Raw genomic sequence first — 11,935 nt, 5'->3', positions numbered from 1 at the left:
CATGCACCACCAACGTCATGATGTGCTGGCCGCCGTACCGGGCACCTGTCGGCAAATCCATAGTTTTCATTACGGACCAGCGCCAGAGCACGGGAAAATCTATATCCAGGCGTCGCTGCACGCGGACGAGCTGCCGGGCATGCTGGTGATCTGGCATCTCAAGCAGCGCATGCTGGAGCTCGAGCAGGCCGGCCTGTTGCGCAAGCACATAGTGCTGGTGCCCGTGGCCAACCCCGCGGGGCTGGAGCAGGTGCTGATGGACGTGCCCCAGGGGCGTTTTGATAACGAAAGCCGACAGAATTTCAACCGCTTCTTTGTGGATGTCAGTCAGGAGGTGGGCGATAGTGTCGAGGGCCAGTTGACCCAGGATCCAGAGCACAATACGCAACTGATCCGCTCGGCCTTGCGCCGTGTCCTGGTCGCCACGCAGCCGCTGACCCACGTGCAGGCCCTGCGTCAGACCCTGCAGACCCTGGCGTGCGATGCCGATATGGTCCTGGACCTGCACTGCGACTTCGAAGCCGTGCAGCACCTGTACCTGGCCCCGGCCTTCTGGCCGCAGGTAGAGCCCCTGGCCCGTTACCTGGGGGCCCGAGCCTGCTTTATGGCCACCGAGTCGGGCGGGCAGTCCTTCGATGAATGGTTCACCCTGTTCTAGGCGCAGATGCAAGCGCGCTTTGCGCCACGCTTCCCCCTGGCGTGCTGCAGCTTTGCCGTGACCGTTGAGCTGCGAGGGGTGGCGGATGTGACCCACGAACTGGCGCGTGACGATAGCCAGGCGCTGATCGACTACTTGATCCATGCGGGTGCAGTCGAAGGGCAGCCAAAAGCACTTCCGGCATTGCTCAACCCGCCGACCCCGCTAGCGGGCGTCGAGCCGTTGAACAGCCCCACGGGGGGTTTGCTGGTGTTTTATGCGCAAGTGGGTGACTACCTGCAGGCGGGGGCTGTGGTGGCAGACATCATTGACCCCATCACGGACCGTATTACTCCAGTGGTCTGTCAACGCGAAGGCTTGCTCTATGTCCGCTCATTGCGGCGCATGGCGACTGCGGGAATGACCATTGCCCATGTCGCCGGGGCGCAGGCGTATCGACAAGGGGACTTGCTGTCGCCATGAAGGAATTGCGAGCGCGGGAAGGGAAAGAAAAGCCCTTACTTGTCCGGCATCGGAAACGGAAACGGCATCACATTGCTGACACCACGGGCTTCACTGATTTTAGGCGTGCCCAGCCGCTCAACCTCATCGATACGGACAATCGAGTGCATCGGCACAAAGCTGCGCACCACACCTTCAAACTGAGCCTTGAGCTTTTCTTCGCTGGGGTCGACAACCATTTGTGTGCGCTCACCGAAGACGAATTCCTCTACTTCCAGAAACCCCCACAGATCACTTTGATAGATCTGCTTGGCGTACATTTCGAACACCTGGCCCTGGTTGAGGAAAATCACCTTGTAGATTGGAGCTTCACGTTTGGTCATGGTGGGCGGGTAAGCATCTGAAGGTAAAAAAGAGGGCGCGAACTATAGCATAGCCATCAGACGCACAACGCTAGGAAGCAACGGCTATGACCCCTATAATGTGCGGTTCTTTGAACCACTTGATGAACACCCATGGCCAAGAAGCTTTACATCGAAACCCACGGTTGCCAGATGAATGAGTACGACAGCTCGCGCATGGTCGACCTGCTGGGTGAACATCAGGCCCTGGAAGTCACAGCGCGCGCCGAAGACGCTGATGTCATCCTGCTGAATACCTGTTCAATCCGTGAACGTGCCCAGGACCGCGTGTACTCCCAACTGGGTCGCTGGCGCGAACTGAAACTGGCCAACCCCGACATGGTTATCGCCGTGGGCGGTTGCGTGGCCAGCCAGGAAGGCGCGGCGATCCGCGATCGCGCCCCGTATGTGGACGTGGTATTCGGCCCGCAAACCCTGCACCGCCTGCCGGAAATGATTGACGCCGCGCGCATCACCAAACTGCCGCAGGTTGATGTGTCATTCCCTGAAATCGAGAAATTCGATCACCTGCCAGAGCCTCGCATCGACGGCCCAAGCGCCTACGTGTCGGTCATGGAAGGTTGCAGCAAGTACTGCACGTTCTGCGTGGTGCCTTACACCCGCGGCGAAGAAGTCAGCCGGCCCTTCGATGATGTATTGGCCGAGGTGATCCACCTGGCTGAAAACGGCGTGCGTGAAGTGACCCTGCTTGGCCAGAACGTCAACGGCTATCGCGGCCTGACCGAAGGTGGCCGCCTCGCCGACCTTGCCGAGCTGATCCGTGTGGTTGCGGCGATCGACGGTATCGAGCGTATCCGCTACACCACCTCCCACCCGCTGGAGTTTTCCGACAGCCTGATCCAGGCCCACGCCGAAGTCCCGGAACTGGTCAAACACCTGCATCTTCCGGTGCAATCGGGCTCCGACCGCATTCTGTCGGCGATGAAACGCAATCACACGGCGCTGGAGTACAAGTCCAAGCTGCGCAAACTGCGCGCTGCCGTACCGGGGATCTGCATCAGCTCCGACTTTATTGTCGGCTTCCCGGGCGAAACCGAAAAAGACTTTGAACAGACCATGAAGCTGATCGAAGACGTGGGTTTCGACTTTTCCTACTCTTTTGTCTACAGCCAGCGCCCGGGCACCCCGGCAGCAGACCTGACGGACGACACCCCGGAAGAGCGCAAGAAAGAGCGTCTGAACGCGCTGCAACATCGTCTCAACCAACAGGGCTTCGAGATCAGCCGCCAGATGGTAGGGTCGACCCAGCGGATCCTGGTAACCGACTACTCGAAAAAAGACCCGGGCGAGTTGCAGGGCCGGACCGAGAACAACCGCATCGTCAACTTCCGCTGCGACAACCCGCAGTTGATCGGGCAATTCGCCGATGTGCATATTGATGCGGCCCAGCCGCACTCGTTGCGGGGCTCGCTGCTGAACTGACCACACGCCATCGTCCCTTGTGGGAGCGGGCTTGCTCGCGATGCACGCAACACGGTCCGACTGGATGAGTGCGGTGGTGCAATCGCGAGCAAACCCGCTCCCACATCAAACATTTGGTGAAGTCCTTTCACGCTTGACCTGCTAGCGTTATCCTTAATTTCATATCAATTGCCTAAGGGCGGCTAAATACGACCTTGAACGCACCCATCGAACCACATCGCTTCCTTCTCGAGCCCTTTGAGGCCCGCCGTTTCGCCAATCTGTGCGGGCAATTCGACGAGCATCTGCGCTTGATCGAGCAACGCCTGACGATCGAAATCCGCAATCGCGGTAACCAGTTCGAGCTGATCGGCGACCCGAAAATCACTTCTTCGGCAGAAAACCTGCTGCGCCGCCTGTACCGCGAAACCAAGGCCACCGAGCTTTCGCCGGACATGGTTCACCTGTTCCTGCAAGAGTCTGCGGTACAAGACCTCGCCAGCAACCCGGTGGCTGAAGCCAGTGTTTCGCTGCGCACCAAAAAGGGCATGATCCGCCCTCGCGGGATCAACCAGCAGCGTTACGTCAAAGAGATCCTGGGCAACGACATCAACTTCGGCATTGGCCCGGCGGGTACGGGTAAAACCTATCTGGCTGTGGCCTGCGCAGTTGATGCCCTGGAACGCGAGCAGATCCGCCGCATCCTGCTGGTGCGCCCGGCGGTTGAGGCCGGTGAGAAGCTCGGTTTCCTGCCGGGTGACCTGTCGCAAAAAATAGACCCGTACCTGCGCCCGCTCTACGACGCACTGTACGAAATGCTTGGTTTTGAATACGTGGCCAAGCTGATCGAGCGCCAGGTGATCGAAGTCGCGCCACTGGCCTACATGCGCGGCCGCACGCTGAACAACAGTTTCATCATTCTCGACGAAAGCCAGAACACCACGGTCGAGCAGATGAAAATGTTCCTGACCCGCATCGGCTTCGGCTCGACCGCCGTGATCACCGGTGACATCACCCAGATCGACCTGCCCAAAGGCACGAAATCGGGGCTGAACCATGTCATTGAAGTGCTCAAGGACGTGCCGGGCATCAGCTTTACCCACTTCCAGTCCAAGGACGTCGTGCGCCACCCGCTGGTGCAGCGCATCGTCGAGGCCTACGGTCGCTACGAACAGGAAGCCGCCGACAAGCTGGCCGCGCTGCCCGCTGCAAAGGATTACCGCCACGATGCTTGAGCTTGACCTGCAACTGGCGACCGACGCCAGTGCCCCCAGCGAAGCCCAGTTCCGCCAATGGTGTGAACTGGCTTTGCGCCAGCGCAGCGCCGATTCGGAAATGACCATTCGTCTGGTAGACGAACCCGAAGGTCGTGAACTGAACCACACCTGGCGCCAAAAAGACTACGCCACCAATGTGCTGTCCTTCCCCGCCGACGTGCCTGATGAGTTCCTCGATATCCCGCTATTGGGCGATCTGGTGATTTGCGTGGCCGTGGTCGAGCGCGAAGCTGCCGAACAAGGCAAAAGCCTTGAGGCCCACTGGGCCCATCTGGTGATACACGGTTGCTTGCATCTTCTGGGTTACGACCATATAGAAGACGAAGAAGCCGAAGAAATGGAAGCACTGGAACGAACGTTGCTTGCAGAACTGGGTCATCCTGACCCGTATGCAGACGACGAAACCGAATAACACCCACTGAAACTACCAAGGGATACGAGTAAATCGCTATGAGCGAAGACCGATCGAGCAACGGGCAAAAGTCATGGTTAGGTAAGCTGACCCAGGCCTTTGCCCATGAGCCGAAAAACCGCCAGGAGCTGCTTGAGCTGCTGCGCGAAGCACACCAGAACAAACTGTTGGACAGTGAAGCGCTGGCCATCGTCGAAGGTGCCATTCAAGTGGCTGACCTGCAGGTACGGGACATCATGGTTCCTCGCTCGCAGATGATCAGCATCAAGGCAACCCAGACCCCCCGCGAATTTCTCCCGGCGATCATTGACGCGGCGCACTCGCGCTACCCGGTGATCGGCGAAAGCCACGACGACGTCCTTGGCGTCCTCCTGGCCAAAGACCTGCTGCCGCTGATCCTTCAAGAGAACGGCGACAAGTACAACATCAAGGATTTGCTGCGTCCGGCGACATTTGTCCCCGAGTCCAAGCGCCTTAACGTGTTGTTGCGCGAGTTCCGCGCCAACCACAACCACATGGCCATCGTGATTGACGAATACGGCGGCGTGGCGGGTCTGGTGACGATTGAAGACGTTCTCGAGCAGATCGTTGGCGACATCGAAGACGAGCACGACGTCGAAGAAGACAGCTATATCAAGCCGTTGCCCAGCGGTGACTTCCTGATCAAGGCCCTGACCCCGATCGAGAACTTCAACGAGTTCTTCGACACCGAATTCTCCGACGACGAGTTCGACACCGTGGGCGGCCTGGTCATGAGCGCATTCGGGCACTTGCCCAAACGCAACGAAACCACTGAAATCGGCCCCTACCGCTTCCGCATCCTCAATGCTGACAGCCGCCGGATCCATCTGATTCGTCTCACGCCTATTGCCCGCTAAATCTCAATACCAAGGATTGAAATGCGCTGGATAACCTCCCCCGGCTGGCCCGGTAACTTGCTGGCCGTGGTGGCCGGCGCACTGACAACCCTGGCGTTGGCCCCCTTCGATATCTGGCCATTGGCACTGGTTGCCCTGGCCCTGTTCTATCTCGGTTTGCGCGACCTGTCGCCAAAACAGGCGCTGGGCCGAGGCTGGTGTTTCGGTTTTGGCCTGTTTGGCGCGGGCACCAGCTGGATCTACTACAGCATCCACCACTTCGGCGGCGCTTCGGTGCTGCTGGCCGGTTTCCTGATGTTGTTGTTCACGGCAGCCATCGCCTGGTTCTTTGCCCTGCCCGCCTGGGTGTGGGCGCGCTGGATCCGTCGCAATGAAGCGCCGTTGGCCGATACCCTGGCATTTGCTGCGCTATGGGTTGCTCAAGAGGCGTTCCGCGGCTGGTTCCTCACCGGTTTCCCATGGCTGTACTCCGGTTACAGCCAGCTGGACGGCCCTTTGGCCGGGCTCGCACCGTTGGGCGGCATGTGGCTGGTGTCTTTCACTCTGGCCCTGACCGCTGCCCTGCTGTGCAATTTGCCACGCCTGATCAAGGCCAGACGCAAGGCTTTTGTCGCCGCAGGGGTGGTCTTGCTGATCGGCCCCTGGGCCGTCGGCCAGGCCCTCAAGCACCACGCCTGGACCAGCCCTTCAGGTGACCCGCTGAGCGTGGCGGCGATCCAGGGCAATATCGAACAAAGCATGAAATGGGACCCGGCCCAGGTCAATGCACAGCTGGCCCTTTACCGTGACATGACCTTCAGTTCCAAACGTGTCGACCTGATCGTTTGGCCGGAAACCGCTGTCCCTGTCCTCAAAGAGAACGCTGAAGGCTTTTTGAGCATGATGGGCCGGTTTGCCGCCGATCGTAACTCAGCGCTGATTACCGGCGTGCCGATCCGCCAGGAAGTGCGACATGAACCGCGCTACTTCAACGGCATCACCGCCGTGGGCGAGGGCGATGGTGTTTACCTGAAGCAGAAGCTGGTGCCATTTGGCGAATATGTGCCGCTGCAGGATGTACTGCGCGGCCTGATCGCATTTTTTGATCTGCCAATGTCGGACTTTGCCCGTGGCCCGGCGGACCAGGCCATGTTGCAGGCCAAAGGTTATCAAATCGCGCCATTGATTTGCTATGAAGTGGTGTATCCGGACTTCGTGGCCGGGCTTGCTGCCCAGAGCGACATCCTGCTGACCATCAGCAACGACACCTGGTTCGGCACCTCGATTGGGCCGCTGCAACACCTGCAAATGGCGCAGATGCGCGCCCTGGAAGCCGGGCGCTGGATGATTCGGGCGACCAACAATGGCGTCACGGCATTGATTAACCCGTTTGGGCAAATCACCACGCAAATTCCGCAGTTCGAGCAAGGCATCCTGTACGGCGAAGTGGTGCCCATGCACAACCTCACGCCTTACCTGCAATGGCGCTCATGGCCACTGATCATCCTGTGCAGCCTGCTGATTGGCTGGGCCCTGGTCACCAGCCGGATTGCCAAGACGGTCTAGCCTTGTGCTTCTGCGTCTTCTACCCTCACCCTAACCCTCTCCCGGAGGGAGAGGGTTAGGGTGCTGACAGGTGGTGTTGCGTTGAGCTGCTTTTGCCTTTAATCCCCTCTCCCTCCGGGAGAGGGCCAGGGTGAGGGGCTTTTGCTTAATGGGTCAGCGATAAAACAACGGATAGGCAATCTGCCCTACCGCTTCATTGATCAATAGCCCGGACTGCCAGAACGCTTTGTACTCAGGCATCCAGCCCCCCAGCGGTCGCGCATTGTCGGCACTGAAAAATCCGACCGGCGCAGGCACCACGTCAAAACCAGCCTTTTCAAAACTCCACACCGAACGCGACATATGCCAGCCGTGCGTCACCACGACCACCCGCTTGACCCCCAGCGGCAGCAGAATGTCTGCGGTCATTTTGGCGTTTTCCCACGTTGTGCGGCTTTGCTCTTCTTTCCACCGTACTTGCACGCCGAAATCATCACGCAATGAATCCGCCATCAACTGCGCCTCACTGGGCGGCGAGCCGTAGTGCAAACCGCCAGTGGTCAACACCGGCAAGCCCGAAGCCTTCGCCAGTCGGGCGGCATAGCGCTGGCGCTCCAGACCGATGCCGGTGGGCTGATCGCTGCCCCAGGCCGGATCCCCCCGCTCACGCCCCGAGCCCAGCACCACAATGGCATCGGCACGCGCGGCCAGCGTCGACCACTCGCTCTGCGCCAGCGGTGGTTCGCGCTCCAGCACACGGGCGCCCCACTCCACCATTATTGGCAAACTCATCAGCCAGAAGCCGCCCAGCCCCAGGGCAAACAACACACCCGCCACTCGCGGGCGCGCACGCCGTAGCCACCAGGCAAGCGCCAGGAGCAACAGAAAAATGCCAGGGGGTAATAGAAGCTGTTTTAAAAAGTATCGAATAGGCATCGAGCATCTCCAAAGATGCCCGAAGCCTAAGGGGGTTGATTGAGCGCATCAACAACGCAGGTGAGAAACCCAAACACAAACGTGTAATGCATCAACCCGGAGGTACAACTTTCTTGATGCGGCTTTGTTGAAGGCCGGGCTTGAATCGCCGTATGGCCTAAGCTCCCTGCACCCTGTCTTTAAGCCAGATAACCTTGGCCCTGGGGGCATCCTGCATGTTCACGCTGCCTTGCGAGCGTTTAATTGCCTCACGCCCGATCCGGTTCAAATAGAGGTTGATCAACTCCAGCTCGGCATGACTCAAGCCTCGCAATTCCAACTCGACTGGGCGTTCATCACGTAATTGGACAGCCGTCTTTGCTGAATCAAGAGCCACACTCAAACGATCAATCAGCCGCTCATACACTTGCGATGTTGCTACGCTGCGTTGCAACTCTGCCATCCGTCCACCTCATTTAAGGAAATGAATCTCCCCCACAGGAGAGCTTAGCTGCGCTTGTAAAAGCGGCGTGCTGCTGCGACCAACGGAGTGATGAGGCAATCAGGGTTTCCCTCGATAGAGCGGGGTCATGTATGCTACGGGACTTCCTGTAACCCCTGCTCCAACCTGACCGGGCAACACTGTCGCCGGTCTATGTTGAAGAGGATTAGGCCACCCTTTATCAGTACAAGTAGCCATGCACGAACAATATCAGCCCCGTGAAATAGAAGCCGCCGCCCAATCATTCTGGGACAACCAAAAGTCCTTCGAAGTCAGCGAAGATCTAGGCAAAGAGACGTTCTACTGCCTATCGATGTTCCCGTACCCAAGCGGCAAGCTACACATGGGGCACGTGCGCAACTACACCATCGGTGACGTGATCTCCCGTTACCAGCGCATGCTTGGCAAGAACGTCCTGCAGCCCATGGGCTGGGACGCCTTCGGCATGCCGGCTGAAAACGCCGCCATGAAGAACAAGGTGGCGCCGGCCAAGTGGACCTACGAAAACATCGCCTACATGAAAACCCAGCTGCGCAGCCTGGGTCTGGCCGTTGACTGGTCCCGCGAAATCACGACCTGCAAGCCGGATTACTACCGTTGGGAACAATGGCTGTTCACCCGCCTGTTCGAAAAAGGTGTGATCTACCGTAAAAACGGCACCGTGAACTGGGACCCGGTGGACCAGACCGTTCTGGCCAACGAGCAAGTGATCGACGGCCGTGGCTGGCGTTCGGGCGCGGTAATCGAAAAACGCGAAATCCCGATGTACTACTTCAAGATCACCGCTTACGCGGATGAGCTGCTTGAAAGCCTCGACGACATGCCGGGCTGGCCCGAGCAGGTTAAAACCATGCAGCGCAACTGGATTGGCAAATCCCGCGGCATGGAAGTGCAGTTCCCTTACAACGTCGAGTCCATCGGCGCAGCAGGCGCGCTCAAGGTCTTCACCACCCGCCCTGATACCTTGATGGGCGCGACCTATGTCGCTGTGGCTGCCGAGCACCCGCTCGCCACCCAGGCAGCGCAGGGCAACCCCGAGCTGCAAGCGTTTATCGCCCAGTGCAAAGGCGGCAGCGTGGCAGAAGCCGACATGGCAACCCAGGAAAAAATGGGCCTGCCAACCTCCCTGTTCGTCGAGCACCCGCTGACCGGCGAAAAGCTTCCTGTATGGGTCGCCAACTATGTACTGATGCATTACGGCGACGGCGCGGTGATGGCTGTACCAGCACACGACGAGCGTGATTTCGAATTCGCCACCAAGTACAACCTGCCGATCAAGCCGGTTGTGCGTACCAGTGCTGGCGACGAGTCACCGGCACCGTGGCAGGACGCTTACAACGAGCACGGCCCGCTGATCAACTCCGGCGAATTTGACGGCCTGGATTTCGACGCCGCATTCGCCGCCATCGAAGCCGCCCTGACTGCCAAAGGCCTGGGCCAGGCGCGCACCCAGTTCCGCCTGCGTGACTGGGGCATCAGCCGCCAGCGCTACTGGGGCTGCCCGATCCCGATCGTGCATTGCGATACCTGCGGTGACGTACCAGTGCCTGAAGCCCAGCTGCCAGTGGTCTTGCCAGAAGATGTCGTACCCGATGGCGCCGGTTCGCCACTGGCACGCATGCCTGAATTCTACGAGTGCAGCTGCCCTAAATGTGGCGCACCGGCCAAACGCGAAACCGACACGATGGACACCTTCGTCGAGTCGTCGTGGTACTACGCACGCTACGCCTCGCCGCACTATGAAGGTGGTCTGGTCGAGAAATCGGCAGCAGACCACTGGCTACCGGTGGACCAGTACATCGGCGGTATCGAACACGCCATTTTGCACCTGCTGTACGCGCGCTTCTTCCACAAGCTGATGCGTGACGAAGGCCTGGTCAGCTCCAACGAGCCGTTCAAGAACCTGTTGACCCAGGGCATGGTAATCGCCGAGACCTACTTCCGTACGCTGGACAACGGCGGCAAGGATTACTTCAACCCGGACGACGTGGAAATCGAACGTGATGCCAAGGCCAAGATCATCGGCGCCACGCTGAAGAGTGACGGCCTGCCGGTGGAAATCGGCGGCACGCAGAAAATGTCCAAGTCGCTCAACAACGGTGTTGACCCGCAATACATGATCGAACAGTACGGCGCAGACACCTGCCGCCTGTTCATGATGTTTGCTTCGCCGCCTGACGCAAGCCTGGAATGGTCCGACTCGGGTGTTGAAGGCTCCCACCGCTTCCTCAAGCGTGTATGGCGCCTGGCCCATGCCCATGTAGGCCAAGGCCTGCCGGGCGCGCTGGATATCGCCAGCCTGAACGATGAGCAAAAAGTCATTCGCCGTGCCATCCACCAGGCTATCAAGCAAGCCAGCCAGGACGTCGGCCAGCACCACAAGTTCAACACCGCCGTCGCCCAGGTGATGACCGTGATGAACGTGCTCGAAAAAGCACCGCAAGCGACTGAACAAGACCGTGCCCTGCTGCAGGAAGGTCTCGAGACTGTAGCTCTGGTACTGGCGCCGATCACACCGCACATCAGCCATGAGCTGTGGAACCGGTTGGGGCATGCAGGTGCAATCATCGACGCTGCATGGCCAACCCTGGATGAAACCGCGCTGGTTCAAGACACCCTGCAACTGGTTATTCAGGTCAACGGCAAGCTGCGCGGGCATATTGAAATGCCAGCTGCTGCCAGCCGTGAAGAGGTTGAAGCTGCTGCCCGCACCAACGAAAACGTACTGCGCTTTACAGAAGGCCTGACGATTCGCAAAGTGATCGTGGTACCAGGCAAATTGGTCAATATCGTCGCCAGCTAACTGGAACAGGCGCCCGCGTCATGCGCGGGCGCCCAACAAGACCTTCAGGGCCGCGTGGTCGGCCCATCTGGTTTCAAGGGGAGCAACACATGATCAAACGCAACTTGCTGGTGATGGGTCTCGCAGTTCTGTTGAGCGCCTGCGGCTTTCAACTGCGCGGTACCGGCACCAACCAGCTGACGATCACCGAACTCGATGTCAGCGCGCGCAACGCCTATGGCGACACTGTGCGCCAGCTGCGTCAGGTGCTGGAAAACAGCGGCGTGAAAATCACTGCCAACGCACCATACAAACTGATTCTGACCGACGAGAAGGAAACCCAGCGTTCTGCCAGCTACACCGGCAATTCGGGTACCGCCGAGTATCAGTTGAACAACGTAGTGAAATACGAAATTCAGGGGCCTAGCCATCTGACGCTGCTGAGCGACAAGGTTGAAGCCTACAAAGTCTACCTGCAGGATGGCAGTAACGTGGCAGGCAGCACCCAGGAAGGCGACATGATCCGTAAGGAAATGCGCCGCGACCTGATCCAGCAACTGGTTCTGCGCCTGGAGCAATTGACCCCGGCCCAGCTGGAAGTACTGCAACAGCAAGCCGAAGCGAAGGCCAAGGCTGAAGCCGATGCCATCGAAGCTGCACGCAAGGCTCAAGAGGAAACTCCTCAACAGTCGCCTCTCGAACTGCAAAACCAGTAAGGCATAC

The 11,935-nt window shown here is 59.0% G+C and carries 10 protein-coding genes and 1 pseudogene; 8 read left to right on the top strand and 3 right to left on the bottom strand.

Annotation, left to right across the window (positions count from 1 at the left end; genetic code table 11):
* Position 1 precedes the first annotated feature (1 nt).
* Positions 2 to 1,120: pseudogene (locus tag PPTH39_RS07310) on the top strand (succinylglutamate desuccinylase/aspartoacylase family protein).
* Positions 1,121 to 1,155: 35 nt separating this feature from the next.
* Here the strand turns inward: PPTH39_RS07310 and PPTH39_RS07305 are convergent.
* The gene (locus PPTH39_RS07305; RefSeq protein ID WP_016779282.1) at positions 1,156 to 1,482 is read right to left on the bottom strand and encodes a DUF1820 family protein; all 327 of its coding nucleotides are present in this window, start codon (positions 1,480 to 1,482) and stop codon (positions 1,156 to 1,158) included.
* Positions 1,483 to 1,614: 132 nt separating this feature from the next.
* Here PPTH39_RS07305 and miaB point away from each other — a divergent pair, with 132 nt between their 5' ends.
* From miaB to lnt, 5 genes are all read left to right on the top strand, one after another.
* On the top strand, positions 1,615 to 2,943 hold the full coding sequence (gene miaB, locus PPTH39_RS07300; RefSeq protein ID WP_094999422.1) for a tRNA (N6-isopentenyl adenosine(37)-C2)-methylthiotransferase MiaB: 1,329 nt from the start codon (positions 1,615 to 1,617) through the stop codon (positions 2,941 to 2,943).
* Between the two features lie 194 nt (positions 2,944 to 3,137).
* Positions 3,138 to 4,157: a PhoH family protein gene (locus tag PPTH39_RS07295; protein WP_094999423.1), complete on the top strand. Its 1,020-nt coding sequence runs from the start codon at positions 3,138 to 3,140 to the stop codon at positions 4,155 to 4,157.
* Positions 4,150 to 4,611 carry an rRNA maturation RNase YbeY gene (gene ybeY / locus PPTH39_RS07290; protein WP_016779278.1) on the top strand — a complete coding sequence of 154 codons (462 nt, stop codon included), beginning with the start codon at positions 4,150 to 4,152 and terminating at the stop codon, positions 4,609 to 4,611. Before PPTH39_RS07295 ends, ybeY begins: the two co-directional genes overlap by 8 nt.
* A gap of 38 nt (positions 4,612 to 4,649) precedes the next feature.
* Positions 4,650 to 5,489: an HlyC/CorC family transporter gene (locus tag PPTH39_RS07285; protein WP_016779277.1), complete on the top strand. Its 840-nt coding sequence runs from the start codon at positions 4,650 to 4,652 to the stop codon at positions 5,487 to 5,489.
* 21 nt (positions 5,490 to 5,510) lie between these two features.
* Complete coding sequence (gene lnt / locus PPTH39_RS07280; RefSeq protein WP_130871822.1) at positions 5,511 to 7,034, top strand: apolipoprotein N-acyltransferase; 1,524 nt, start codon at positions 5,511 to 5,513, stop codon at positions 7,032 to 7,034.
* Positions 7,035 to 7,187: 153 nt separating this feature from the next.
* Here lnt and PPTH39_RS07275 read toward each other — a convergent pair whose 3' ends face one another.
* Together PPTH39_RS07275 and PPTH39_RS07270 are read right to left on the bottom strand one after the other, a co-directional pair.
* Entirely contained in the window at positions 7,188 to 7,949 is a 762-nt protein-coding gene (locus tag PPTH39_RS07275; RefSeq protein ID WP_130871821.1) for a YdcF family protein, read from the bottom strand.
* Between the two features lie 157 nt (positions 7,950 to 8,106).
* Positions 8,107 to 8,391 carry a hypothetical protein gene (locus PPTH39_RS07270; RefSeq protein ID WP_094999426.1) on the bottom strand — a complete coding sequence of 95 codons (285 nt, stop codon included), beginning with the start codon at positions 8,389 to 8,391 and terminating at the stop codon, positions 8,107 to 8,109.
* 235 nt (positions 8,392 to 8,626) lie between these two features.
* On the opposite strand from PPTH39_RS07270, the gene leuS reads away from it, so the two are divergent.
* Positions 8,627 to 11,233: a leucine--tRNA ligase gene (gene leuS / locus PPTH39_RS07265; protein WP_095039136.1), complete on the top strand. Its 2,607-nt coding sequence runs from the start codon at positions 8,627 to 8,629 to the stop codon at positions 11,231 to 11,233.
* 89 nt (positions 11,234 to 11,322) lie between these two features.
* Positions 11,323 to 11,928: an LPS-assembly lipoprotein LptE gene (locus PPTH39_RS07260; RefSeq protein WP_130871820.1), complete on the top strand. Its 606-nt coding sequence runs from the start codon at positions 11,323 to 11,325 to the stop codon at positions 11,926 to 11,928.
* The last annotated feature ends 7 nt before the right edge of the window (positions 11,929 to 11,935 follow it).

This window comes from Pseudomonas bubulae (assembly GCF_900618535.1).
Lineage (GTDB): Bacteria > Pseudomonadota > Gammaproteobacteria > Pseudomonadales > Pseudomonadaceae > Aquipseudomonas > Aquipseudomonas bubulae.
This window is presented reverse-complemented; position numbering and strand designations above follow the sequence as displayed.